The organism is Blastopirellula marina (assembly GCF_002967715.1).
GTDB lineage: Bacteria > Planctomycetota > Planctomycetia > Pirellulales > Pirellulaceae > Bremerella > Bremerella marina_B.
In genome coordinates this window covers 236,475-262,766 of sequence record NZ_PUIA01000081.1, presented here as the reverse complement: position 1 = coordinate 262,766, position 26,292 = coordinate 236,475, and the positions used below count along the sequence as shown (strand labels likewise).

At 56.4% G+C, this 26,292-nt stretch carries 20 protein-coding genes and 1 tRNA gene; 13 read left to right on the top strand and 8 right to left on the bottom strand.

What is annotated here, in order from left to right; all coding sequences use genetic code 11:
- The first annotated feature begins 200 nt into the window (after positions 1-200).
- The 3 genes from C5Y96_RS24780 to C5Y96_RS24775 all read left to right on the top strand — a co-directional run bounded on the left by C5Y96_RS24780 (position 201) and on the right by C5Y96_RS24775 (position 3,032).
- Positions 201-1,349 carry a hypothetical protein gene (locus C5Y96_RS24780; RefSeq protein ID WP_105359037.1) on the top strand — a complete coding sequence of 383 codons (1,149 nt, stop codon included), beginning with the start codon at positions 201-203 and terminating at the stop codon, positions 1,347-1,349.
- Positions 1,350-1,504: 155 nt separating this feature from the next.
- The gene (locus C5Y96_RS27525; protein ID WP_158261414.1) at positions 1,505-1,783 is read left to right on the top strand and encodes a helix-turn-helix transcriptional regulator; all 279 of its coding nucleotides are present in this window, start codon (positions 1,505-1,507) and stop codon (positions 1,781-1,783) included.
- A gap of 19 nt (positions 1,784-1,802) precedes the next feature.
- Positions 1,803-3,032 (top strand): tyrosine-type recombinase/integrase, encoded by a 1,230-nt coding sequence (locus tag C5Y96_RS24775; RefSeq protein ID WP_158261413.1) that lies wholly within the window; start codon positions 1,803-1,805, stop codon positions 3,030-3,032.
- A 233-nt stretch (positions 3,033-3,265) separates the two neighbouring features.
- Here the strand turns inward: C5Y96_RS24775 and C5Y96_RS24770 are convergent.
- Positions 3,266-3,355: transfer RNA gene (locus tag C5Y96_RS24770), tRNA-Ser, on the bottom strand.
- 225 nt (positions 3,356-3,580) lie between these two features.
- On the opposite strand from C5Y96_RS24770, the gene C5Y96_RS24765 reads away from it, so the two are divergent.
- The gene (locus tag C5Y96_RS24765; protein WP_105359033.1) at positions 3,581-5,155 is read left to right on the top strand and encodes a M20/M25/M40 family metallo-hydrolase; all 1,575 of its coding nucleotides are present in this window, start codon (positions 3,581-3,583) and stop codon (positions 5,153-5,155) included.
- Between the two features lie 279 nt (positions 5,156-5,434).
- On the opposite strand, the gene C5Y96_RS24760 is transcribed toward C5Y96_RS24765, so the two are convergent.
- Positions 5,435-6,202, bottom strand: a complete 768-nt coding sequence (locus C5Y96_RS24760; protein WP_146115796.1) for an AraC family transcriptional regulator — start codon at positions 6,200-6,202, stop codon at positions 5,435-5,437.
- 188 nt (positions 6,203-6,390) lie between these two features.
- Here C5Y96_RS24760 and C5Y96_RS24755 point away from each other — a divergent pair, with 188 nt between their 5' ends.
- Complete coding sequence (locus tag C5Y96_RS24755) at positions 6,391-7,440, top strand: DUF1559 domain-containing protein (RefSeq protein WP_105359029.1); 1,050 nt, start codon at positions 6,391-6,393, stop codon at positions 7,438-7,440.
- 102 nt (positions 7,441-7,542) lie between these two features.
- Entirely contained in the window at positions 7,543-7,950 is a 408-nt protein-coding gene (locus C5Y96_RS24750; RefSeq protein ID WP_105359027.1) for a carboxypeptidase-like regulatory domain-containing protein, read from the top strand.
- On the opposite strand, the gene C5Y96_RS24745 is transcribed toward C5Y96_RS24750, so the two are convergent.
- Positions 7,947-9,494 carry a cryptochrome/photolyase family protein gene (locus C5Y96_RS24745; RefSeq protein WP_105359025.1) on the bottom strand — a complete coding sequence of 516 codons (1,548 nt, stop codon included), beginning with the start codon at positions 9,492-9,494 and terminating at the stop codon, positions 7,947-7,949. The genes C5Y96_RS24750 and C5Y96_RS24745 overlap by 4 nt on opposite strands.
- Positions 9,495-9,638: 144 nt before the next feature.
- On the opposite strand from C5Y96_RS24745, the gene C5Y96_RS24740 reads away from it, so the two are divergent.
- Positions 9,639-10,166 carry an opioid growth factor receptor-related protein gene (locus tag C5Y96_RS24740; RefSeq protein ID WP_105359024.1) on the top strand — a complete coding sequence of 176 codons (528 nt, stop codon included), beginning with the start codon at positions 9,639-9,641 and terminating at the stop codon, positions 10,164-10,166.
- Positions 10,167-10,174: 8 nt separating this feature from the next.
- Here the strand turns inward: C5Y96_RS24740 and C5Y96_RS24735 are convergent, their stop codons facing one another.
- Positions 10,175-11,218, bottom strand: coding sequence for an FAD:protein FMN transferase (locus C5Y96_RS24735; protein WP_158261412.1), 1,044 nt, complete (start codon positions 11,216-11,218; stop codon positions 10,175-10,177).
- Positions 11,219-11,406: 188 nt separating this feature from the next.
- Here C5Y96_RS24735 and C5Y96_RS24730 point away from each other — a divergent pair, with 188 nt between their 5' ends.
- The 6 genes from C5Y96_RS24730 to C5Y96_RS24705 all read left to right on the top strand — a co-directional run bounded on the left by C5Y96_RS24730 (position 11,407) and on the right by C5Y96_RS24705 (position 20,980).
- Positions 11,407-12,795, top strand: a complete 1,389-nt coding sequence (locus C5Y96_RS24730; RefSeq protein WP_105359022.1) for a Gfo/Idh/MocA family protein — start codon at positions 11,407-11,409, stop codon at positions 12,793-12,795.
- 190 nt (positions 12,796-12,985) lie between these two features.
- Positions 12,986-14,773, top strand: a complete 1,788-nt coding sequence (locus C5Y96_RS24725) for a sensor histidine kinase (protein ID WP_105359021.1) — start codon at positions 12,986-12,988, stop codon at positions 14,771-14,773.
- 156 nt (positions 14,774-14,929) lie between these two features.
- Positions 14,930-15,619 (top strand): phosphate signaling complex protein PhoU, encoded by a 690-nt coding sequence (phoU, locus tag C5Y96_RS24720; RefSeq protein WP_105359020.1) that lies wholly within the window; start codon positions 14,930-14,932, stop codon positions 15,617-15,619.
- 35 nt (positions 15,620-15,654) lie between these two features.
- Positions 15,655-16,416, top strand: coding sequence for a response regulator (locus tag C5Y96_RS24715; RefSeq protein ID WP_105359018.1), 762 nt, complete (start codon positions 15,655-15,657; stop codon positions 16,414-16,416).
- A 270-nt stretch (positions 16,417-16,686) separates the two neighbouring features.
- Positions 16,687-20,130 carry a pyruvate carboxylase gene (locus C5Y96_RS24710; protein ID WP_105359017.1) on the top strand — a complete coding sequence of 1,148 codons (3,444 nt, stop codon included), beginning with the start codon at positions 16,687-16,689 and terminating at the stop codon, positions 20,128-20,130.
- A gap of 61 nt (positions 20,131-20,191) precedes the next feature.
- Positions 20,192-20,980, top strand: coding sequence for a biotin--[acetyl-CoA-carboxylase] ligase (locus C5Y96_RS24705; RefSeq protein WP_105359016.1), 789 nt, complete (start codon positions 20,192-20,194; stop codon positions 20,978-20,980).
- Here C5Y96_RS24705 and C5Y96_RS24700 read toward each other — a convergent pair.
- The 4 genes from C5Y96_RS24700 to C5Y96_RS24685 all read right to left on the bottom strand — a co-directional run bounded on the left by C5Y96_RS24700 (position 20,957) and on the right by C5Y96_RS24685 (position 26,270).
- Positions 20,957-21,790 (bottom strand): TrmH family RNA methyltransferase, encoded by an 834-nt coding sequence (locus tag C5Y96_RS24700; protein WP_105359015.1) that lies wholly within the window; start codon positions 21,788-21,790, stop codon positions 20,957-20,959. The two genes, C5Y96_RS24705 and C5Y96_RS24700, sit on opposite strands and share 24 nt — an antisense overlap.
- Positions 21,791-22,026: 236 nt before the next feature.
- Complete coding sequence (locus C5Y96_RS24695; RefSeq protein WP_105359014.1) at positions 22,027-22,566, bottom strand: hypothetical protein; 540 nt, start codon at positions 22,564-22,566, stop codon at positions 22,027-22,029.
- Between the two features lie 99 nt (positions 22,567-22,665).
- A complete protein-coding gene (locus C5Y96_RS24690; RefSeq protein WP_233199111.1) occupies positions 22,666-24,135 on the bottom strand; it encodes an OprO/OprP family phosphate-selective porin in 1,470 nt (489 codons plus the stop codon).
- Positions 24,136-24,557: 422 nt separating this feature from the next.
- Positions 24,558-26,270, bottom strand: coding sequence for a SulP family inorganic anion transporter (locus tag C5Y96_RS24685; protein WP_105359012.1), 1,713 nt, complete (start codon positions 26,268-26,270; stop codon positions 24,558-24,560).
- Positions 26,271-26,292 lie beyond the last annotated feature (22 nt).

Sequence of the window (26,292 nt, the reverse complement as noted above, 5' to 3'; positions counted from 1 at the left end):
CTTGAGGGGAATGGTTAGCAATTGGCGGGTGAAGTTCGGGTTACTTCGAAAGATTATGAAATCTGATTGAAGGGCTCGCACCTAAATTCTCGCTGATTTCGAGTCATAATACTTGGAGATGAATTAGCTCTCAGCAGATTCCTGCCCTTTATCTCGGTGATCGGAATAACGCAGAATTGGGTTTTGCGGTGGTAAAAAGAATGACGAAACGCCCTACTGAAAACGAAGACGCGGAATCGGATGAACTAGCGATCCACCCGGTCTTTGCTCAACATGGGCCGCCGACCAATGTCAAGTTCAGGAATGTGCTGGCACACGATCTTCGGTCGAGGCACCCGACTGTTCCTGCCGAATGCCAAGCTCATCCGCTGGTTCGCGGCCAGTTCTTTTATACAATCCCGCCCCAACTGCTGCAGAAGGTGTTCGAGGGAGAGGTTGGCGAAGCCCTGGAGTTTGATCGAGATCTTTATGACCTCGAATGTAAGCTATCAGTGGTATCTGGAGATCATTGCTATCGAGTAGGATTCTGGCAGAACTGGCCTATCAAGTCTGTACTGATGGGCCAGCCTTCGCTCTGCCGAGAAGACTTGACCGAGTTGGGGGTATCTGAAACGGAGGCCGAATTAACGGTGAAAGCAGCAAACAAGCATTCGTCTTCATTTGATGAGATTGGCGGTGCCTACAGTGGTTGGTTGATGACCAACACCGTTTTTCTCGACGAAATGGATGTTTTGCTTGAGAAGTTTGGCGAGCAGATGCTTCGCTGGGGTACTTCCCTGGTTGGTCTGCCGATCTTAAGTTCGATAGAGCCAGGACAGCTTAATCCGACAAGCGAGGAAGGTTGGCAGGAATACGACGCGGCGGTCCTAGAGTTCTGCGTTCGATGGCGACTTCAAGGCTTGGCAGGTCCAAGATTACCTATTCCGATGAAGCCCATGATTAGCGGCCAGTTTCCGATAACCATCGTCAAGCAGTTAATGCGAGCAGGCGGTGTCTTTAACTGGCCTGATACTTTCCCCCTGTTTGCTCGCGATGTTTTGCGAGATATGATCGCTGACGCTTTGCGTCCCTCTTCAGATACTCAGCATTTGGAGGGCTGGCACAAGATCATCGACGTAAGAAACAAAGCGAAGAATCAGTTTGCCTCGCTTGAACGTCGATTTCGATTTCAACACTTTTGGCGGCTGCTCCGCCAAAGACATCCCAGCATCTTTAGTCGGCGCACGGCTCGCGTCGAGCGGGCCTTTGCCGAATTCTTTGGCGTGACTGAAAGTTCGATGCATGCCGATCGCATGGCGATTCAGAAGGCACTTGGCAAAGACTGGGATCTTAGAGCCGAATTAGCCTGACAATCTGATACCGCGAAACAGGTAGAGCGTGTCGAAACGCTTTCCCTTCTTTAGCCTAGCTACTCGCTGTAAACCTTGTTGAAGCTTCCGAACGCGAATTTGATCGCGTGGTCACTCCTTGGTGGAAGCCTGTGATTTCAGCTTGGTGAACGCAAATGGCGAGTTCGGATCTCAAAAAGACGCTGGTCGATATTAATGCTCTCGTGGAGCATTCCGGCCTATCTGAGTCGACGATCTGGCGTTTAAAGCGGGATGGCAAGATCCCATTTTATCAACCGGCGGGAAAGCACGGCCGGGTCATGTTTCCCGAGGATGCGATCGAACTTTGCCACGCTACGACTGACGCTACCAACACACGTCAGATTGAAAACACCGCTTCCGATGAGAGACTTCCTGGGCCACGACCTGGGTGGATGTCGCGTTCGAAGAAATAAATCATTTGAAAGGAGGGATATGCCTAGAAAACCTAAGGAAGCGCCGATCCCGTGCGCTAATTTCACTTGGTACCTGCGGCGGAAGGCGAATGGTGTCTTCTTTGCCGATGGTCGTCTCAACAGCCAGTATCAGCTAGGGAAACCATCCCTAGGTACTCGCGATCGTGAAGAGGCGTATCGACGCCTTCACGAACTCGATCACGTGAAGGCGATCGAATGTGGCTTGGTCGAAGCTAAGCCAATGGCTAACGAAAAGGACGTTCAGATAAGCGACGGTTGGCAACTTTACATCCAACGTTGCGAGAAGCCGGAGTTGCTTGGTGGTGTCAGTCCGAAGACCATCCAGCGTTACAAGGCGGTGCGTGACAAGCATCAGGAGTATTGCCGCAAGAAGGGGATTGAGAATTGGTCCCAAGTTACGAAGGCCAACACGCTCGACTACGGGACGGATCTCGCAAAGAAGAAATATGCCGACCGAACGATCGTGTTCGAGGCGAATATGATCTGCTCCGTCGTAAAGTGGTTGACGGAAGAAGACCACTTGCCACAGTCGTGCCGTTTCCTGCTGAAGATGAACAAGGTGAGCGGAAGCTCGACTTACTGTTATACTCAGCCCCAAGTCACGCGGATGGTTGAGTTTTGCAATCAGTCGGAGGACCTTGTCTGGATGGGGCAGGTGATCACCTGTCTGGCAACGTCCGGACTGCGAATCAATGAACTTGCTCAACTCCGCTGGAGTGATGTCGACTTGGAGGCCAAGACGATTCGAATCACGGATGAGCGTTCCGTTCCCCGACGTCGACAGACGGGAGGCGAGCGTCGGATCAAAGGGAAGCGGGGCCGGGCTTTGCCCATGCACGCTGAATTCTTCAAGGTGCTGCAGCAGATCCCGCGTCATGCCGATGGCCGTATTTTTCATGGCCCACGCGGAGGTCGCCTCAGTGACCGTCGTGTGCTCCAGAATCTGCAAGAACGAATCATTGAGCCGCTTGGCAAGGAGTTTCCGACACCGCAAGGTGAGATTGGCTTCGGCAGCGGCACCGTCCACGGGCTCCGGCACTACTTCTGTAGCGAAGCCTACCGCAACGGAGCACGGGACGCCGAACTCCTGGAATGGCTCGGACACCGCGACTCAGAGATGACTCAGCTGTACCGGCATCTTCATCGCGAAGACAGCCACCGTCGAATGGAACAAATCAACTTCCTCGGACGCGACGACGAGGAAAGTGCTGATCGTGACGTCGCATAGTTGTGAACTTGGCTTTCGTAGCGTCGATGGCCAACAGGTAGAATAGCGATGCCGCTGATGGGTGGGATAAATTGCCGTGAAATGCTTCCTGGTTCGACCTGGGAAACGGTCCTAAGGGGGATTATTTCGGGCTCATTTGTCTCAGTGTTTGTCTCAGTCACTGAGACAAATAAAACCACCTCGGCGCAAAACAAAAGCCGACAACGACTTACGTTGACGGCTTCGCTAGAAAGCGGAGAGAACGGGATTCGAACCCGTGGAACGGTTTTACACCGTTCACCGGTTTAGCAAACCGGCGCATTCGACCACTCTGCCATCTCTCCTGTGGGAAAGCGAAAGTCTACACCCTTTTCCGTTGGTCCTCAACGGGACCTCCTTCGCTTTTTCCTAATATGGCCTATGGTTACGGTGAAATAAGCCGTTCAATATGGGCCATCTGTCCCGTTAACCGCCAAATTTGGAATAACCATGACCCTCTTTACTCAAAGTATGCCCCTTATCACCATAGGGAAATCGCGTGCTTCTGAGGGGTTCAAAGGGAAATCGAAATGATTTTACGCCTAGGGACAGTTGCTGTGTTGCTTGGGTTCGCTGCTTTTCAGGCCTCGTTCGCCGGCGAGCTTTCGCATTCGGCGGCGTTGGACACCATCCGCAAGGAAGACGTCAAACGGCACGTCGATATCCTGGCCGACGACAGCTTCGAAGGGCGCGAAGCAGGCAGCCGCGGAGGGCGTGCCGCAGGGAACTACCTGCAAGAGCTATTTTCCAAGTATGGTCTGAAACCAGCGGGTGATAACGGCACGTTCTTTCAGTTGTTCCATGGCGGTTCGCGCAACATCTTGGGGATCTTGCCAGGCGAACAGGGAGCCGATTCCGGCGATTTGATCGTCGTGGGGGCTCATTACGATCACGTCGGGTACGGCAGTCGGACCAACAGCTTTGGCCCGTTTGGTTACGTCCATAACGGTGCCGACGACAACGCCAGTGGTACCTCGGCGTTGTTGGAAGTCATTCAGGCCCTCACCCAGATGAAGGCCAAGCCCAAACGATCGATCTTGTTTATCTTGTGGGACGGTGAAGAGAAGGGGCTTTTGGGGTCGAAGTATTGGGTCGAACACCCAACCGTCAAATGGGACCGAATTCGCCTGTACATCAATCTCGACATGGTTGGTCGCCTGCGTCCTCAAGGGGTCGAAGTCTACGGAACGCGAACCCTGCCAGGAATTCGTCAGAGAATTGCCCGGTCCAACATGACCAGCGACCTGAAGCTCGACTTCCGCTGGGAGATGACCGACAACAGCGATCACTACACGTTCTATTCGCGATCGATCCCCACGCTCATGTTCCATACGGGGCTGCATGGTGAATACCATCGTCCTCAGGACGATGCGCACTTGATCAACCACGATGGAGTTCAGGCCGTTGCCCGTCTTACGGCGGAAACGGTCTGGGAAGAAGCTAATCGAGATGTCTTTCCTACATTCCGTACACGCTCTCGCTTGGAAACGGAATCGGATCGAAAGCGATTCGAGGTTGCCCGGTCGGTCAATCGTTCGCGACTGGGAATCCGTTGGAATTCCGAGCAGCAACACATAGGGCAGGGGCTATCGATTGCCTCGGTGTCGCCGGGTGGCCCGGCCGCAAATGGGGGAGTTAAGGCAGGGGACCGATTGATCGAGTTCGCCGACATCCCTTTCACCAGCGTCGAAGACTTCCTGGCCCAGGTTCAAGCCGCACCGGTCGATGTCGTGCTGAAGGTCGAAAGGGAAGGGGAAGCGGAACCGTTGGCCCTCAACATCAAACTAGACCTGAATCCGGCTCCGGTGGGCATCTCTTGGACGAACGATCCCGCCGAGCCTGGGGCCGTCATGTTGACCAACGTGACGACTGGCTCTGTGGCCGCCTTGGCAGGACTCAAGCCACTTGATCGTGTTTACGAAGTGAACGGCAAGCCGGTGGAAAGCAGCGAGGCCTTTAAGAATCTGGTCACCCAATACCAGGATCCGACCACGCTGCTGGTCGATCGAGAAGGGCACATGCTACAGATCGAGTTGCCACTTGCTGCGATTCGCCCCCTGCTGAAAGGGACGCAAGAGCCATCTGCTGAGACTGCGCAGCCATAGCGGTGTGCTTTTCTGGCAAACATTTCGAGACGAGATTCAATTTTGTCGAATCTCGACGCGAGGCGTATCGATAATTGCCAAGACGCCCTGCGCGATTGGCAATATCCTACATGGCATCTAATGCAGTCCGCAGTTGCGTCCCAGAACCAGGGAACGGTGGACTGTTTCGCCAACAGAACCGATTGCCAGGGATTCACTGCCATGACCACGCAAGTCGTCGTCGAAACCTTCGACGTTTAGTCAAAGTGCTGGAAGGGTGGCTGCAGGATGGGTAGGACGCTACTTCCCATCCTGCGTCATCTTCCGGTATTTCAGCGGCGATAAGCCGGTGATTCGTTTGAATTGTTTGCAGAACGATGGCTGATCGCTGAAGCCGCAGTCCATCGCCACCGTGGCGATGTTCTTGTTACTGTCACGCAACATCACGGCGGCGGCTTCTACCCGTTGTCGAATCAGATACTGCGACGGGGTGATCTGAATCATGCTTCGCATCAGCCGTTCGAACTGGCTGACTGAAAGCCCCGAGTCTTCCGCCAATTGCTGAATCCGTAGCGGACTGGCAAAGTCGGTTTGCATCCTGCGCAAAGCGAGCGAAAGCTTGTTGTAGCGATCGTCCCTTTCTGTCGGGGCATGCAGGTCGCGCGACATGCCGATAATCGCAATCACTTCCTGGGAAATGTTCTTCGCCAAAACCTTGCTGGTGATATACCAGCCTAGCGATCCATCGGGATTGGTAATCATCTCCAGTTGATCGTGTAGATTTTGTCCACGGCTCAGCAGTTGACGATCTTGTTGCTGATAGCCGACGGCCAGGGCCTGGGGGTAGATATCGAAGGCCGTCTTGCCGATCACATCCTCTCGGCGAAGCTTGGGGACGCTGCGTAAAAATGCACTATTTACGCTTAGATAGCGTCCCTCCAGATCTTTGATGCAGAGGTTCACCTCATCGAGTCGAGCGAACAATTCCTCGACAAGTGCCAACGTTGGTGCTTGGGCGAAAAGAACGTCTAAATGCTCTTCCCATTCGTTTTTGTATTTATTCGGCATGCCGGCAGTCGATTTGGCCAAAGACGAATTCAGTCGATTCAATGAAAATAAGTCACGTCGTTAGGGAAATAAACCTCTAGCGACATCCCCACCTCTCCATCATGCCAGTTGGCGAGAATCCCCACCACCTCGCTCAGCAAATCATATTTAATTTTTCCTTGCATGAATGATATCTGGAGAAGTCCCCTATGTTAGCTCGAATGCGTGCCAAGAAGCGAGGTTTTACGCTTGTGGAACTGTTGGTCGTGATTGCGATCATCGGTGTTCTGATTGCTTTGTTGCTACCGGCCGTCCAGCAGGCACGTGAGGCCGCTCGACGGATGCAGTGCAGCAACAACCTGAAGCAGTTGGGTTTGTCCATCCACAATTATCACGATGTACACCAAGAGTTCCCTCCGACAGGGTTTGGGGAGTCGAGCGGTGCCTCGGGTTGGGCCCGTCAGGCATCGTGGTTCGTCCGCGTGATGCCGTTCATGGAACAGAAAGCCGCCTACGATCTGGTTAATGTTCCCGACAGCACCTACGACAACAACACCGCGGGATGGGCTGCCCCGACACGCGGTTGGCGAGCGATGCACGAAGGTCGCATTGATTCTCTGTGGTGCCCATCGAGTCCGCTTCCACGAACGCAAACGTACCCGACTTCCAGTGCTACGCAAGGATTGGGAGCACCGGCTGAAATCGAGATCCAAATCTCGGACTATGCCGGCAACAGTGGCTGTTCGATTGTTGGTGGAACGACTTCCGATACCTCGGCCGGCTCCTGGCAGTGGGGTGGTAACATTGCCGACAACGGTGTCCTTCCGGTGTACTGGCGAGGTACGGCCCCCTTCGCGGCAAGTGGCGTTGGTTTTCACAAGTTGACCGATGGCTCGAGTAATACGATCGCCGTTGGTGAGCAGTCCAATTTTCACGATCAACTCAATGACTATCGTGCCAGTTTGTGCAGCGGCGGTTTGTGGAGCTGCGGAACAGGCACACACTCCAGCAACCTGAATAACTACGTGGTAACGACCTACCCAATTAACGCCTTGAGCATGAATTGGACCGCCAAGGCTCCAGGCTGGGGCCTGACCACGACCAAGTTCAACAACACTGCCTATCGCTCGGCCCACCCTGGTGGTGCTCAGTTCACTTTGGCGGATGGTTCGACTCGGTTCATTCCTGAAACGATCGACTTCGCAATCTACACATCGCTCATGGATCGCAACGACGGTACGCCTGTCGGTGCCTACTGAATTAGGGGATGACCCAGGGGATCCGCAGCTCGTTGTTGAGGATCCTCTGGGTTTCTTATTCCTAGGATCCGATCTGAAATTTTCATGAGGAGTGTCGAAGATATGCTTAGCAAAAACCTTCGTTGTTTACTGTTAGCCATTATCGTTGTCGGGCTGGCCGGTTGCTCTGGTGGAAGTGGTATCGCCCTGGGAACCGTGGCTGGAACGATAACCAAAGATGGTCAGCCCGTTTCTGACGCAACCATAACGTTCTTTCCCGAAACAGGACGACCATCGTCCGCGACGAGCGATCTCGATGGGCGCTATTCGCTTCGCTTTACGGCAAGTGAAAACGGTGCCATCGTTGGCAAGCACAGCGTACAGATTTCTTACGGTGGCCCAGGCATGCCAGCGGCACCCGGCGAACCGACGCGAGGAAGAGCAAAACGTTCGCTGCCATTCGAGGAAGTCACATGGCCCGAGAAAGTGACGGTTGAGAAATCGGCCAACACAATCGACTTCGATCTTTAATCAACGTGCCAGTCTTGGCGGAGCTTCTTCGCATGACTGCGAATGTCGTCAATCTCACCTGAGTTTCTCTTTCGCTCGACATGCTTCATCTGCAACTTCATCCGCATGTTGCTTTGAAGCTCGTCAAAATGTCGATCGAGAAAGTCCCAATAGAAGGTCGTGAGCGGGCATGCCTCTGCCCCCACGGCCTTCTTGTGGTTGTAGATGCAGCCTTGGCAGAAGTTGCTCATCTTGTCGACATAGTTACCGGTCGAGCAGTATGGCTTCGTCCCCACGATGCCCCCGTCGCCATGCTGGCTCATCCCCAGCGTATTGGGAAGCGAAACCCAGTCGACCGCGTCCAGGTACATCGCCATGTGCCACTGGTGAAACTTGTAGGGATGCACCCCCAGCGTCAGCGAGAAGTTGCCCAGCACCATCAGACGCTGAATGTGGTGGACATAGCCATACTTCAAAACGTGCAAAAGGGACTGGCGAATGCACTGCATGTCGGTCTCGCCATCCCAGAAGAACGATGGCAACTCTGCTTGATGATCGAAGTGATTCATCTCGGCGTACGCTGGCATCTGCGTCCAATAGACGCCGCGGATGAACTCGCGCCAGCCGAGAACCTGCCGCACGAAACCTTCCACACTTGCCAGCGGGGCGGTCCCTGCCTTGTACGCCTCGACGGCGGCCTGCACACATTCCCGCGGATCGAGCAGTTTCAGGTTCAAGCTGGTCGATAACCGCGAGTGGTGTAAAAATGGCTCATCCGTCCACATCGCGTCTTCGTATTTGCCAAACCCGTTGAGGTGATACTTGACGAAGTCGGCCAGCATCCGCCGCGCCTGTCCCGGCGTCACTGGCAAGTTGAACGTATCGATCTGGCCAGGGTGGTCGGCGAATCGCTCTTCGACGAGTTGAATAACTTCTTTCGTGATTTCATCGTGCGAGAACGAAGTCGGCCTCCCAATGTTGCTTGGCCCTTCTTTGCCGAACGGCTCGCGGTTGTCGTGATCGTAGTTCCAAGTGCCCCCCACCGGCTTGTCGCCGCGCATCAAGATGTCGTGTTTTTTCCGCATCTGGCGATAGAACGTTTCCATCAACAGCGACTTCCGCCCCTTGGCGAACTTATGGAACTCATTCACCGTGCAGAAGAAGTGAACGTCCGGCAGAAAGTCGATCGGTACGTCGTGCTCGGCCGCCGTTTCTTCTAATAGCTGCTTCACACGATAGTCACCCGGCAGCACGACGCGAATCGCCTGGGGTTTCTCTTTTTTCAGCGTCTGCGAGAGCAACTCACCGAACGACTTGCCAGAGTCCTTCCGCTTGTCGGCGAACAACTGGTGATACTGCAACTGCCGGCCTGCGTCTTTGAGTTCGTCGCGAAAGTGACGCATGGCCGACAGAAACAAGACAATCCGCTGCTTGTGACTGGGGACATAGGTAATCTCGTGATCGTTCTCGGCCATCCAAAGCAAGTCTTGCTCAGGATCGTAGCCATCGAACAGGGCCGAGTTGCGGTCGAGTTGGTCACCGAGTATTAGAAGCAGATGTCGCATGAGGTCTTCCTGAGTGCCGAGTTGCCAACTGGGCGAACCGCAGGAACCCGTACCGCATAACTCGCAAGCGAATTCTCTCGCCAAAGGGACAACAATCGCCTATCGTTAATAGCAGGTAATCGCCTCGCATAAAGGAGAGTCCGCATGACGTCGCGCGTTGTCGATTTCTATTGCCACGATGGAACCGATAGTCACGGTCGATCGGTTCTCGATATGATCGCGATGACCGACCGGGAGCTTGAATCGCATCACGATATCATTCAGTGGATGTTTCCCCTGCATGAAACGTCGAGCGTCAATCCCGATTGCCCCTTGGTGGACGAGCATTCGGCTCATGTCTTACGCGAGAATATCGACGCCCAGCAGCGCATGCACGAGATGATCACGCGGTTCGGGCGTTTCCTGGGGTTTGAACTCGATGAAGAGGGGCAGTTCGTCCCCGATCCCAGCCTGGCCGCCAATCGCGATGCCTGGCATTCCCCTATGAACCATAATCACCTGCGAATCACCCGGGCCATTCGCAGCATGCGACTGTTTGGCTTCGAGAGCGAAGCCCGTGCGTTCTACGATGCCGTAAGCCAATCGGCCATCCAGTCGCAGTGCGCCACCGAGCGGACTCTGGCGTATTGGAAACAAGCGCTCGAAGACCCCGTGTTCGCGCCAATCGGCTAAGACTGCAACTAATTCTTCTGGCCGTGTTCGCTCAGCCACGTTCCCAGGTTCGGGCTCGCCCAGGTTACCGGCTTCTCGTCGATCAGCACTTCCATCCAGGTCGCAATGCCCGGCTCCTTCTCCAGTACCTGGGGGGTCTCTGCGGGGCCAAGCACGCTGATCGCCGACGCCCAGGCATCGGCCGTGGTTGCTGTTTGGGCGAAGACGGTGACTGTCCCCCGATGATCGACACCGTAGCCTGTGCGCGGATCGAGAATATGCGAGTAACGCTTCCCTTCGTGTTCCAGGAATTGAAACGCGTCGCCAGAGGTCGCGACGGCACACTGCGAGATATGAGCGACCAGGATCGGCGGCTGCTTCGGATCGAGCCCGGCGATACCTACCCGCCAGCCAGCTTCCCCGCGCGGGGCACCGCTCACGGCAATGTCTCCACCGGCATCGACCAGCGCTCGGGTGATGCCGTGCTGGGTTAGCACCTGTAGTGCTGCATCGATCGCATAACCCTTGGCGATGCCCCCCAGATCGATTCGCATGTCACCGACGCCCAGGCTCACGGCGTGCTTCTTTTCATCGAGCGTCATGTGCTGGGCACCTACGCCGGTGCGTACTTCTTCGATTCGCAGCGGGTCTAACTGGCCGCGGCGCCGAAAGCGTCGCCACTCTTTGGTGAGCGGTCCAACCGTTACGTCGAAGGCACCGTTGGACGCTCGATTGACCGTATGGGCCTGGGTCAGGACGTTCCACAGGTCGTCGCTGACCGAAATTGGCTCAGGCGTCGGAGATTTCTCGGAAAGCAGCAATACTTCGGAATCACTCCGATAATCGCTACAAATCTGCTCGATCGCGCGTACGCGGGCAAAGGCCTCGTCGGTCGCTTTCTGGAATAGCTGGGCATCATCGGTGTCGGCCACTATGCGGACGATTGTTCCCATGTGTGGCTGAGTTACCGAGAGAAGGGAAGCCTCGTCGGCGCACAAGTGAGCGGCGCTCGCACTGAAAACGATGCAGATAGCCCCCCAGACGAAGGTCGCTTTTGAGAATGGTAACGTCATGATCGCTCCACGAGATGGGCCAGGCAGGCAGTAAATAAATTCACGCAAGCCCTTATCTCGCCAGTAAATAATTGAATCGTTTCGTAGAATCCAGTATGCTTTAAGCTTACCCTCATGGTACGACGCACGTCTAAATATTTCCCACCTCGCCCTATCTAATATTTCGCTTAACTGGAGAGTCTCCATCTATGTCTAAGAAAGATTCAAAGAATAAGAACGATGCAGCTCAGCCTTCGCGGCGCGACTTCATCAAGACTGGTTCGTCCATGCTGGTCGCCGGTGGTGCGATTGCTGGGACGTTGAGCATCGCCCAGAGCGCTCACGCTTTCGGTAGCGATCAAATCAAGATCGGCCTGGTTGGCTGTGGTGGTCGCGGTACCGGTGCTGCCGATCAAGCGATGAACACCGAAGGCGACACCAAACTGGTGGCCATGGGCGACGTCTTTGAAGATCGTCTGCAGCAGAGCCTCCGTTCGCTGAAGAGCCGTCACGCCAAGCAAATCGACGTGCCGGAAGATCGTCAGTTCGTTGGTTTCGACGCCTACAAGAAGGTGATCGATTCCGATTGCGATCTTGTGATCCTGGCCACCGCACCTGGTTTCCGTCCGCTGCACTTCGAAACTGCAGTGAACGCTGGCAAGCACATCTTCATGGAAAAGCCAGTCGCTACCGACGCTCCTGGTATTCGCCGCGTGTTGGAAGCCAACAAGATCGCCAAGGAAAAGAACCTGGCCGTCGCCGTTGGTCTGCAGCGTCACCATGAAAAGGCCTACGTCGAAACGATCAACCGCCTGAAGGACGGTGCGATCGGCGACATCATCTTCTGCCGAGCCTACTGGAACTCGGGGGGCGTTTGGACTCGTAACCGTTCTGCTTCGCAGACCGAACTCGAATACCAAATGCGTAACTGGTACTACTTCAACTGGCTGTGCGGCGACCATATCGTTGAACAGCACATCCACAACCTCGACGTCATCAACTGGTTGATGGATGGTCCACCGGAAACGGCTGAAGGCCAGGGTGGTCGTCAGGTTCGTAAGGGTGCCGACAATGGTGAAATCTACGATCACCATATGATCGAATTCACCTACCCCAACGGTACGAAGATGCTGAGCGCCTGCCGCCACATTCCTGGCTGCTGGAACAGCGTTTCGGAACATGCCCACGGCTCGAAGGGTTATGCCGACATCAGTGGCGGCAAAATCTACGACGCTAAGGGTGATCTGGCTTGGAGCTACGGCCAAGGGGGCCGTGGTGGTCACCAGGAAGAACACCACGACCTGTTCGCTTCGCTGCGAAAGGGCGAACGTCCTAACGAAGGCGATTACGGCGCTCACAGCACCATGACCGCAATCTTCGGTCGTATGGCTACCTACTCCGGTGGTCACAGCGGCAAGGGTGGTCAGGTTCTGAAGTACCAGGACGCTTTGAACTCGGAAATCGCTTTGGCCGACTTCGACAAGTTGACCAAGATGGACGACGAAGCACCGGTCAAGCCAAATCCGGAAGCCGCCGAAAAGCAACGCGAACAGTCGCCTTACGTCGTTCCGATGCCAGGCGAAACGATCACCATCTAAGTTGTTGGTGCTCACAGTATTCGCAGAAAAAAAGAGGGCGGGCCGCTTGGCTCGCCCTTTTTCCTTTTCCCGATCAATTATGAATGGAACTTCATGAAAACAGGCTCATTTGCACCCTGCTGAAATGCCAAGTCCTTTTTATGATACAGGATGGCAACTTTTTCGCAGGGATGATTACTGACGAGACTCCATGGTACGGTCACGCATAGGAACATACATCTTACTGATGGTGGTCGCATTGAGCTTTGTGACCCTGGTCGCTATGACTTGGGCTGCCGGGCGAGAGCGGCAGGCCGCGATTCGTCAGGAGAGAATTCGCAATCTTGAAACGGCAGTCCAGCTGGTGAAGGCCAGCGTGCTGAACGAGAAAGAGCCCGACCTGCTCGACGAAGACCTGCTTCAACGTCACGTCAAACGCTATGCCGCCGAATCGGGGCTGTACCTGACCATTATCAGTGATGGAGGCCGCGTTCTGGCCGACTCGCTGTATCCTCCCCGTCGGATGGAAAATCAACGCGATCTCAGCGAGTTCCGCGATGCCGATCAGCGTAACTTTGGCTACGCCGAACGTTTGCTCGCCGATCAAGAAGTAACCATGATCCTGGTCGCTCAGCGGGTTGTTCACGACGGAAACACGATTGCGTTTGTCCGGGCCGGAACCCCCAAGACCAATCTCGCTAGTTCGTCCGAAGCGATTGCTCTGGTGGTAGGATGCATCGCCTTCGGGACCATCATCGCAGGCATCGTTCTTACCCGCATTGTCGAAACCAAAGCCGTCGATCCGGTCATCGATCTGACCGAGGCCTGCGATGCCCTGGCCGAAAACGGAGAGATGAAGCACCTTTGGAACTCGTCTCGCGATGAACTGGGACAACTAGTACGGCATTTCCAAGCGATGGCCCTTGCCGTAACGCAGCGCGAAACGGCTCTCCGCGATCAAGCCAACCGTATTGAAACCGTACTGGGAAGCATGGTCGAAGGGGTGTTGGCCGTGAACGCCGACCGCGTCGTGCTGCTGGCTAACCAGGCCGTGCGACGGCTGCTGGGTATTCGAGCCGATCGCGTCGAAGGCCGACCGTTGATCGAAATCACCCGCATTCGCGCTCTCGACCAATCGGTCCAGCAGGCCATGTCGACCGGCGAGGCGTGCTCGACCGAGTTCGAGGTCTCGTCCCCGTTTCGCCGCGTCATCAATATCCAGGCCAACTGCCTGCCCGGCGATCCCTGCCCAGGCGTGGTGCTTGTGCTGCACGATATGACTGAACTTCGCCGGTTGGAAAACCTGCGTCGCGAGTTTGTCGCCAACGTTTCGCACGAACTGAAAACACCCCTGGCCGCGATTCGCGCGTATGCTGAAACGCTGCACATGGGAGCCGTGGACGATGCTGAGAACCGCGACTACTTCCTCGGTCAGATCACCGATCAAAGCGATCGTCTGCACGACCTGATCATGGACATGCTGCAACTGGCCCGCGTGGAAGCAGGACAGGAAGTCTTCGATATTACCGACGTCAACGTCGCCGACATCGCCCAGTGGAGTGTCGATTCGCTACGCGATAAAGCCGCCGCAAAGGACATTCGCCTGGTGGTCGAAACGGCCGAGGATGACGAAGTGTATGTCAGGGCCGACGAGGAAGGGCTGCGGACCATCGTCGGGAACCTGGTCGATAACGCCGTGAAGTACTCTGGCATGCCTGGCGACGTACTCGTTCGCTGGAAAACCGAAGGGGATCAGGTGGCCATCTCGGTGCAGGACCATGGCATCGGCATCCCCCAAGAAGCCCAGGATCGGATCTTCGAACGCTTCTTTCGCGTCGATAAGGCCCGCTCCCGCGAAATGGGAGGCACCGGCTTGGGGCTTTCGATTGTGAAGCACCTGGCTGGTTCGTTTGGGGGTAGCGTCGAGCTTGATAGTGCCCCAGGTGAGGGGTCCGTCTTCACAGTTCGCCTAAAAAGAAGCCGCGTTCTTACAAATTAACAATTGTGTTTACATTGCCTTAACAATTCGGGGTTAACATAAGGTTCATCGAAAGCACCTTATTTCAGCGCCAAATCGCTACAAGGTCCTCACTTTCGATCCGACGCCGGCGGAGCCGAGCTCACCTTAGCCTTACGAATTACTCGACAAGACACGATGCCTCTCCATCTGCAGCGCGATCTCGATCATCTCCATCACGAGGTGCTGTCGCTCTCTGGGGTAGTCGAAGAAATGCTGGAGAAGGCAACCCGGGCACTCTTTGAACGCAACCCGCACATCGCCGACGAGGTGATCGATATCGACATCATCGTCGACGAACGGGAAGTGCAGATCGAAGAAGAATGCCTCAAAGCTCTAGCACTGCATCAACCGGTCGCCGTCGATCTGCGACGCATTGCGACCGTTCTGAAAGTGAACAACGACCTGGAACGGATGGCGGATCTCACGGTGAACCTGGCCGAACGAGCCAAGAGCGTGATCGAATACCCCACGTTTGTCATACCGACACGTCTGGCCCGCATGGTTGAAATGACCAAAGGGATGGTGTCAGACGTTCTCGATTCATTCGTCAACATGGACTGTGCCGCGGCTGCCCGAGTGGGCGCGATGGATGCCCAGGTCGATCGCATGAATCGCGAAGTGATCGAAGAGCTGCAAAAGGTGATGCGTGATCGCCCCGATCAAGTCGTCCCGGCATTGCATTGCTTTTCGGCCAGCCGACACATCGAACGCATTTCAGACCACGCCGTCAATATTGCCGACGACGTGATTTATATGGTCGAAGGAGTCATCGTACGGCACCGCTATTCCGGCGGCTCCGATACTGGCTACATGACACGTGAGTAACACCCTTTTTTTGTTTTAGTAAATTGGACCTAGACATGGCCCGCATGAAAATTCTGATTGTCGAAGACGACCGAGCCTTAGCCGACGTGTTGGCATACAACGTACGTCAGGCCGGCTACGAGGTGCTCTCCGCCTACGATGGTCAGGATGGTTTGACCCAGGCGCAAGTGAAGACGCCTGACATGGTAATCCTGGACCTGATGCTGCCGGTAGTCGACGGTTTGGAAGTCTGCCGCCGCCTGCGAGCCGATCCAGCTACCAAAGACATCATGGTGCTGATGCTGACGGCCAAGGCCGAAGAGTCGGATCAGTTGATCGGCTTCTCGCTGGGTGCCGACGATTACGTCACCAAGCCGTTCAGCGTGAAGGTTCTACTGGAACGCATCAAGGCCCTTGAACGTCGCCGCCGCGGCACCGAAGCCACCACCACCGACGTGGTCGCCAGCCAAGGGGTGACCATCGACCGTCGCCGTCACCGTGCCACCGTGCATGGTAAACCGCTGCAACTGACCCGCAGCGAATTCCGCCTGCTGGAAACGCTCACACGACAGCCAGGCCGAGTGTTCGATCGCTCGGAACTGATCGACGCTGCTTTGGGTGAAGACACCGTCGTGATGGAACGCACGATCGACGTGCACGTGCGAGCCCTCCGCCGCAAGATGGCCGAGTTCGCCGACCTGATTGAAACCGTGCGTGGGGTCGGCTATCGCTTCCGCGACCCAGGTGCCGTCCACACCACCGACGATTCCGAAGCCGACGAAGACTACGCTGAGCCGGCCAGCAGCTCGCGCATGTAATTCGCCGGTCGATCCGATGCGGTATCGCGACAAACAGCCAGAGAACGAGTGGGCCAGCTCGTTCTCTTTTTTATGCGCCCAGCCAATCTCGAATCCCCCGCATAATCGCTGTATGCTGTCTCGTCGCATGTCCGATTTGATCAAATTGTTGACCGACTTGCGCTCGTTTCTTCCGCCTACAATCTGGTATACTGGCTGGCTTTACCCCACAGCAACTCTCCCGTCTGGCTTCCCCATCTGTGGGCAGCCGCGTGTTCAATACGGCCGACTATGAAGAAAATCACCAAGCTCCTGGCTGCCAACCGTAGTGAAATTGCCATCCGTATCTTCCGCAGTGCCCACGAACTGGGGATCCGGACGGTCGGCATGTATTCGTACGAAGATCGCTTCGCGCTGCATCGATTCAAAGCGGACGAAGCCTATCTGATTGGACAGGAAGGGGAGCCGGTCCGGGCTTATCTCGATATCCCCGGCGTGATTCATCTGTGCAAGACATACGACATCGATGCTATTCACCCTGGCTACGGCTTCATGTCGGAAAACCCCGACCTGGCCGATGCGTGCGAAAAGAACGGCATCGTCTTCGTCGGACCTTCGAAGCACTGCTTGGAGATGCTCGGCGACAAGACGGCTGCCCGTAACGTGGCCAAGCAGGCCGGTGTGCCGATTCTAGGTGGTAGCGACGCCGCAATCGAAGACGTCGCAGCCGGCCGCGAACTGGCCGAAAAGATGGGCTTTCCTATCATCCTGAAAGCCGCCAAAGGGGGGGGCGGACGCGGGATGCGCGTTGTCAAAACGGCAGAAGAATTCGAGGCGTCATTCAAAGAAGCCCAACGCGAATCGCTCAACGCCTTCGGTAGCCCCGACATCTTCATCGAGAAGTTCATCCAGCAGGCCCGCCATATCGAAGTACAACTGCTGGGGGACAAACAAGGCAACCTGGTCCACCTTTACGAACGTGACTGCAGCGTACAGCGACGTCATCAGAAGGTGGTCGAAATTGCCCCGGCACCCAAGCTCGATCCCAAAACGCGGCAAGGTCTGTGCGATGCGGCCGTCGCCATCGGTAAGGCCGTCGACTACTACGCGGCCGGTACCGTCGAGTTCCTGGTTGATGCGGCGACCGGCGAGTTCTACTTCATCGAAGTGAACCCGCGTATCCAGGTCGAACACACCGTCACTGAAGAGATCACCGGCATCGACCTGGTGAAGTCGCAGATCCTCGTCGCCCAAGGGGAATCGTTGGATCACCCTGAGATCGGTATTCCCACGCAAGAGTCGGTCGTTCCGTTTGGCTTCGCGCTGCAGTGCCGCGTGACCACCGAAGACGCCTCGAACAAGTTCATGCCGGACTACGGCCGTGTGACCCATTACCGCAGTGGTGCCGGTATGGGTGTGCGTTTGGATGCCGGTAGTGCGTTCAGCGGTGCGGTCGTTCATCCGTATTACGACTCGCTGCTGGTGAAGGTCACCGCGCGGGGACGCCGCTTTGTCGATGCCGCTCGCCGCATGGAACGCGTGCTGGCCGAGTTCCGCGTGCGCGGCGTGAAGACGAACATTCCGTTCCTCAGCCGCTTGATGAATCATCCGACCTTTATCGACGGCATGTGCACCACGCGTTTCATCGACGAAACGCCGGAGCTGATTCAATTCACCCCACGCCGAGACCGCGCGACGAAGCTACTCAAGTTCCTCGGCGATATCGCCGTCAACGGAAATGGCCTGGTCAAAGATCGAGCGATCTCCAAGCGTCGCGATCCGGCTCCCACGCCCGCAATCGACGAGGACGCGCCGTTGCCCAAGGGCTCGCGTGATCGCTGGAAAGAGCTTGGCAGCGAAAAGTTCGCCCAGTGGGTTCGTGAACAGAACCAACTACTGTTCACCGATACGACCTTTCGCGATGCCCATCAAAGCTTGCTGGCGACCCGCGTTCGGACCAACGACCTGCTGAACATCTCGCCTGCCTACGCTCATAATTGTGCCGATCTGTTTTCGATCGAGATGTGGGGCGGGGCGACCTTCGATACCACCATGCGATTCTTGAAGGAATCGCCGTGGCAACGCCTGGCCGACATGCGCGAGCGGGTTCCGAACATCTTGTTTCAGATGCTGCTGCGGGCCTCGAACGCCGTCGGCTATACCAACTACCCCGACAACGTGGTGAAAGCGTTCGTGCAGGAAGCCTCCCAGGCAGGGCTCGATGTGTTCCGCGTGTTCGACGCCCTGAACTGGGTGCCGAACATGAAGGTCGCCATGGACGCCGTCATCGAGTCAGGCGGCATCTGCGAAGCTTCGATCTGCTATACCGGCGACATCAGTAACCCCAAGCGGGACAAGTACACGCTGAAGTATTACGTCGATCTGGCCAAGCAACTCGAAAGCATGGGAGCTCACTTCCTGGCGATCAAAGATATGGCCGGTTTGTGCAAGCCGACTGCCGCTCGGAAGCTGATCAAGACACTGCGGGAAGAGATCGGCCTGCCGATTCACTTTCATACGCACGACACCGCCGGCATTCAGGCCGCTTCGATCCTGGAAGGGGCCGAAGTGGGGCTCGACATTGCTGACGCCGCCATGGCACCCCTGTCTGGTGGAACGTCGCAGCCGAACTTGAACACGGTGGTCGAGATGCTGCGTGGCACCCCGCAGGAAAGCAAGCTCGGCACCAAGCAGATCGACGAAATCGCCGAGTACTGGCGATCGGTCCGCGAGTTCTACACCCCGTTTGAAAGCACTGTGCTGCCAGCCACCGCCGACCTGTATCGTCACGAAATGCCAGGCGGTCAGTATACCAACCTGTTCCAGCAAGCCCACGCGTTGGGGCTTTCGGATCAGTGGTCCAAGATCTGCGAGATCTACGCCCAGGTGAACGAGATGCTGGGCGACATCGTCAAAGTGACGCCCACCTCGAAGGCAGTCGGTGACATGGCCCTGTTCATGGTCGCCAACGAACTGACCCCAGCAGACGTCCTCGATCCCGAGCGCGAACTGGCCTTCCCCGCGTCGGTGAAAGACCTGCTGGGTGGACGCATGGGACAGCCGCCAGGCGGTTTCCCGGAAGGGTTACAGAAACGCGTGATGCGGGACGAAGCCATCCTGACGACTCGCCCCGGCGAAAGCTTCGAGCCAGCCGACTTCGACGACGCGTCTGCCAAGGTCGAGAAGATCCTGGGCCACAAGCCAAAGCGGAGCGAAGTCGTGTCGTATCTCCTGTACCCCAAGGTGTACGAAGAATTCGCCAAGCACGAGGTCGAATACGGCGACATCAGCAAGCTCCCCACGCCGGTCTTCTTCTACGGACAAATCCCCGGTGAAGAACTGGTAGTGGATATCGAAACAGGCAAAACGCTGATCGTGAAGTTCCTCACCGTGAGCGAACCGCACCCCGATGGAACCCGCGTTGTCTTCTTCGAGTTGAACGGCCAGCCGCGCGAAGTGAGTATTCTCGATCACTCCCTCGAGTCGGACGTTCCCAAACGTCAGAAGGCCGATTCCGGCGACCCGAAGCAGATCGGCTCCTCGATGCCTGGCATGGTTGTCACCATTGCTGTCGAGCCTGGCGAGAAGGTCGCCAAGGGGCAGAAGCTGTTGTCCTTGGAAGCGATGAAGATGGAAACGACGGTCTACGCCGAAGTGGCCGGCACGGTCGAAGAAGTCCTCGTCAAACCAGGCAGCCAGGTCGAAACCGGCGACCTCATGATCCGCCTGGCCTAAGCTCTCCTGTCCTGTTCCTTCTCCCTGCAAGGGAGAGGGGACAAGATGAAAATGAGTCTCTATGAGTGATTGGTTTCCCGAGTTAGCCCAGCAAGAGATCGAGCGCCAGGCAGGCTTCGCGCAGGTCGATGTCTTCGACGAGTTGCCGTCGACCAGCGATCATGCGCTGGCCAATCTTGCCGCGTACAGCCAGCATCTGCCGGCGCTGGTGGTCGCTCGTCGGCAAACCAAGGGGCGGGGCAGGGGATCGCGCAGCTGGTTTGCCGGCGACGGGGCGTTAACGTTTACAGTAATGCTCGGCACAAAGGATACCCCGATCCCGACGCACCACTGGCCGCGCTGTTCCCTCATCGCTGGCGTGGCCATGTGTCAGGCATTGGAAGAACTTGCCCAGTCCGATGCCTTTCAGTTGAAGTGGCCCAACGATGTTTACCTGGCCGGTCGCAAGGTGTGTGGTATCCTCGTCGAAAAGCGCGACGCGGCTGAGCCTGTGCTGTGCATTGGCATCGGCGTGAACGTGAATAACTCGCTGGAAAACGCCCCGGATGACGTGCAGCAGAAAGCGATCGCCCTGACCGATGTTACCGGCGAGCAGCACTTTCTGCCCGAGATTTTGCTCGTCTTTCTGACCCGCTTTCAAACGCTTTGCCAGCAGAATGTCGATTCGCTGGAAGGGCTGTTACCGTACTGGCAAACGCATTGCCTGCTGACGGGGCGCTCGGTCGAAACCCGCCAGGCCGAGCAGATCATTACCGGCGAGTGCCGCGGTATTGATGCTTCAGGGGCACTGCTCGTGCAGACATCCGCTGGGCAGCGTTCGATCGTCTCAGGCGAGATCGTCCGCTGGTAACGTCGGTTGCATGTAACAGAAGTGATACAGGAAGATGCCGGTCGCCATCGCCACGTTCAGCGAGTCGCTGCCGCGCTGCATCTCAATGGTGATCTGATGGGGGCAGTGAGCGAGCGTCTCTTGTTCGAGCCCATACCCTTCGTTGCCTACCAGCAGCACGCTCCGCGGTGCCCGGCGAACCTCGGATAGGGGCGTTGCCGTATCGGATAGCACCGTCGCGAAGTGTTCGAACCCCATCGCGGCCAGCTTCGTTAGATCGGCGTTGAAGTCTTCACTTTCGACAATCGGGATCTTGAACGCATGCCCTGTCGATACCCGCAGCGAACGCCGGGCAAACGGATCGGCACATCCATCGTCCAGCAAAATGGCATCGGCCCCGAACGCACACGCTGCGCGGATGATCGCTCCCATGTTCTCGAAGTCGCCGATCTTCGAGGCGGCCAGGATTGTGGACGTGTGTGGAACATTATCAGTGAAGACCGAATCGATGCTGCTTCGCCGGGGACGCAGCCCGCAGGCCATGATCCCGCGGTGGAAGTTATAGCCGACCAGTTCCTTGATATCGCTGCGCGACAAAACGTAAATCGGAAACTGGCCAACACGTTGCGGAGGAAGCTCGGGGATTTTCGCCTGGTCGTCAACCAGGATCGATTCGATGTGAAACGGACTATCGAGCAGTCGCTGTACGAGAAACTGGCTTTCGGCTACGAAGTAACCATCTCGCATATGGCTCTTCCGCTCGAACTCGCGTTGATAGCGAACGAGTTGTGGATCTTGAGGCGAGCTGATGGGAATGATGTTCGGCTGCATAAAGGGCTATTCTAACGAGCCGAATCGGTTTCCCTAAGAGGTGCCATCAACGTGAGCCACTTCCCCCCTCGGCACTGTTTTTCGGCAAGTTGCGTATGACCTTGCTTCGCACTGCCGGGGGATGCCGTGGAACACCCATCAATGAAACTCTCCTTCGAACGAAAAAAGCCCTTGGAGCTGGGAAACCTCCAAGGGCTGGGTCGGAATTCCTCTGAGTCGAGGGAGAGAGTGACTCGTTAACGCGTGGGAGCGTAGAAGGAGGTTTGCTCGATCACTACAGGTGGCATCGGTGGAACTTCCGATGGGGAAGTTTCCGGAGTTACCACTGCAGGCATCGGTTGTGGGGCTTCGCTGTAGCCGCAAGCTGGATCGCCGCAGCCAACACCACAAGCTCCGCAGCCGCTGCCGCCACAACCACATCCGTTGCCATTGCCGCAACAGCCGTTGCCGTTGCCACAGCAGCCGTTGTTGATGACGTTCCATTTCACTTCACAGTCGGGGCACTTGTATTCCCACTTGGTCAATTGCTTGACCGAGCGTACTTTGCCGCAACGCAGTGGCGAGCAGCAGTCTTCCCACGGGAAGCGTACGGCCGGAATGCAAACGTCTTTGCATTTGTCGGCGTAGCAGTTGTGGGCAACTTCAATTTCTTTCACTTCCGGCGAGCAAGTCTTGCCGTACGAAGAGCAGCACGTTGGCGTGCAGCACTTGGTCGCACAGCACCCGCTGCCGAAAAACAGCAGTCCGAGGCCAATTATGGCGAGGTAACGTTTCATGGAGATCGCTCCGTATTGGATTTTTAACTTAAATGTTTTGCGTGGGTCGCCAGGCTCTCAGTCAGAGCCTGACCAGGTTTTCTCAAGCCGCAGGGCGGTTTAGAAGTCGACCATGAATCGCAGGCCGAACATGTCGTACCAGCCGGCATCGGAAGGAGCCCCAGCGACAACGCGATCGGAGATGCGACCGTTGATGTAGTTGAACTGAACGCGAGCGTTCGGGTTCCACCACCAGTTGACGCCCAAGGTGACACTCTCGCCGACACCACCGAAGATGTCCTGGTCCGAGAAATCGCCGTACGAGTAACGGGCAGCCACTTGCCAGGCACCCCAGCCGTAGCTTCGGCAGCCATCGCAGCGGTTGACGATCCAGAAGTTTTCCAGGGGCTTGGTTCGACCCAGCGTACCGGAGTCGCGTTCCCATGGCGTGTATTCGCCGGTCAACCAGTAAGCGGCATAGACGTAGCCACCACCGAAGTCGACATCGGGATTGGCCGAGCGATTGGCGTGAACGTGTTGGTATTCACCTACCAGCGAGAAAGCACCAATGTTCAGCACACCTTCCAAACCCACCAACTGGTAGTTGGAAGCACCCAGCGTGCCGGTGTCGTACCACTTGGCGTCGGTACGGGCTTCAGGACGGGTAAGGAAGTGGTCGTCGCCACCGCTGCCAGGGAAAGCAGCTGAACCGGAAACGGCCCAGTGAGCATAACCACGACCGCCGGAGGTTTCGTCGTACCAGAAGGTATTCGCCAGACGACCAGCGATTTCCGACTGGTAGTTGTCGTCGTACTGGCCGCCGGTTTGGGCCAGGTCGTCCATCAGAAAGTAACCGAATCGCCAGTTCCACGATTCGCCTTCGGAAACGCCGTACGATTGCAGACCGAGACGTCGAGCGTCCTGGTTGAATGCTTCGACCGTGAACGGACGTTCCATGAAGACGTTGTAACGGCTCGAGTTCAAGTGATCCAAGCCGTAAGGACGCTTCTGGTTACCCAGCAGCACGGTATGCAGAAACGGTAGTTCGCTCCAGCCCAGGTAAGCGTCTTTGAAAGCGAGTTTGCTTGGATTGGCGAACTCCATTTCAATTTTGTAGACCATGTTTTCCGAGACATCACCAGCCACGCCGAATCGCAGACGACGGAAGCCGATGAAGTCGTCGCCGCCGTCGTTGGCGTCGCCCGATTCCAGGAAGTTCGGCAGAGCCGAATTGTCTGGGAAGTTCCAGTAGTCGAAGTGCACACGGCCAGACCACTTTTGCGTGGGCTTGCCGATGATGTCCACTTCTTTGCAGGCCTCTTCGGCTGCTTCCGATTCCAGCTTCTCAACCCGTTCGAGCAGGTTGTAGTACGAAGCGGCCGAAACCGTATCGACCGCCGGCAACGCTTGAGGAGCTTCCGGAGCAGCGTAGAACTGCTGGGGTTGCTCGTAGTTGTACTGATAGTTCGGCGCGCCAGACGGGTAGTCTATTTGTGGTGCGCTGTAGATGGACTCTTGGCCGTAACCAAGAGCAGGTGCCAATGCGCCCAAACAAAGCCCCAGGGCGCGGCAAGTCCAGCTAGTTTTCATCGTGTGGGTTTCCATACTTCACGAATTTCGTTCATCCTGAACGGAAAGTGACCAATGCCGTTAGATGCGATAATCGGAACGCGCCTCATTACAGGCAGATCGATTTCAGCCCGCTCGGCAGAACCCGAGCGGTTGTAAGAACTGGTAGAAAAGGTACCGCCAGAGTTCCCCGCAAAGCCGCTGCATTGCGCACTATCGGAACCGGCAATTGCTACAACCGTTGCAGGTGGTGCTAGCGATAGAGGGAAAATGACTCGCGCCCGCGGAATAGAACTCACCAACGGACCCAAAAAGTAACCCGGTACACCGAATGGTGTGTACCGGGCTCCCGTTGGTAAGGGGCAGCTCACCAACATCTTTACATAGTCTTCATATTTATTGAGGACTGAACGAGTGCGTTGTAACGGTTATGACGCGCCAGCTCAGCCAACGCCTCCCCCGACGGGCGTACGTTTCACTTTTGCTTTGCCGTTGCGCTGGACATCGCTACTACCGTTGGGGCGGATATCAACTTCCTTCTGGAACTTGCCATGCAGCTGACTCCAATCGACCACCAGGCTGCCGCCAGACTTCTCGTGCTGCTTGGCCCAGTCCATTAGCGATTCGAAGCACGCATGGTCTACGTAGGTCAGGTTACTGAGGTCGACATGCAGTTCGACATCGTCGGGAATCTCTTCCAGACGCTGCATCAAAACCGGAAGCCGCAAGAAGGTGGCAGCTCCGTGGAGACCAAGCGATGCCGTCTTGTCTTCCTCGTTGACGTACAGGTCTGCCTCGAAGCGGGTGAACGTCACCAGCAGCTTGATTGCCGACAGCACAATCCCCGCGATCACGCCAATCAGCAGGTCGAAGCTGACAATCAGGACGACCGTCGTGGCGTAGATCGCGAACTCGGACCAACTAGTCTTATAGAGTTCCTTGATCTGCTTGATGTTGACCAGCTTGATGCCGGTGTAAACCAACAAGGCCCCCAACGCCGCGCGGGGCACCAGCGTCAGGATCTGGGGTAGGAACACAATGAACAGCAGCAGCCAGGCTCCATGCAAAATGGTCGCCCCGCGGGTTTGTCCCCCGGCATTGACGTTGGCCGAACTTCGCACGATCACGCCTGTCATCGGCAAAGCACCCACCAGCCCGCAGGCCATGTTGCCGATCCCCTGGGCGGTGAGTTCCTTGTCGTGATTCGTTTTGTGCCCGGGTTTCATCTTGTCTACCGCCGTCGCGCAGAGCAGCGTTTCGGCACTGGCCACCAACGCAATCACCAAGGCCGAGACGTAAATCGATGGATCGACGACAATCGAAGACCACTCGGATGTCGAAGTGAGAAACGAGACTTCGTCCAGCAGGTTCTCTGGCACGACCAGGTTCTGAATCTCGAAGCTCAGCACCATGGCTACGATCGTCGCCAGAGCGATCCCCAGCAGTGCCGCCGGAACAAGCTTCAGTTGTTTCGGTGCGAACGACTGCCAAAGCATCATCGTCATGATCGTGACAATACCGATTGCGCCGGCCAGGTGATGGTGCGGGGTGCCATCGCTCAGGTCGAAGCACTTCCAAATTGCTTCGGGAATAGTGGCCATATATTGCAAGCCGCCGTGGGCCTTGTGGCCGTGCCATAGTGCTTCGTGATCGAGCATCACGTGAAACTGGCTGACGATGATCAGGATACCAATCCCCGCCAGCATGCCGTTGATCACTGCCGGCGAAACGGCCTGAAACCAACGACCGATGCCGAGTTTGCCTGCGGCCACTTGAATCGCCCCGGCAACGAGCACCGAGAGACCCAGCGCCGACAAGGCATACGTCATCGCAGCCCCGTCGGCGGCCTCACCCGGACCCGAAAAGAATTCGAGGAACTTCGCTTTCTGCTGGGCAATCATGTCCGCCACAATCACGAACAAACCCGCGGCTGGCCCACTGACTTGCAGCGGCGAACCGGTGAAGATGCCCACGATCAAACCGCCGACGATACCGGTAATCAATGCCCGAGCGGGATTCACCCCGACGGCCACGGCGATCCCGATACATAGCGGCAGGGCGACCAGGAAAACGACGATCGAGGCAATAAAATCTTTCCTGAACGTAGCTGCGAAGTAGCCGGTGACCGGGTTGGTGTGAGTGTCTTGCTTAGCCATGGGTTTGCTTCCGTGAGGGGGA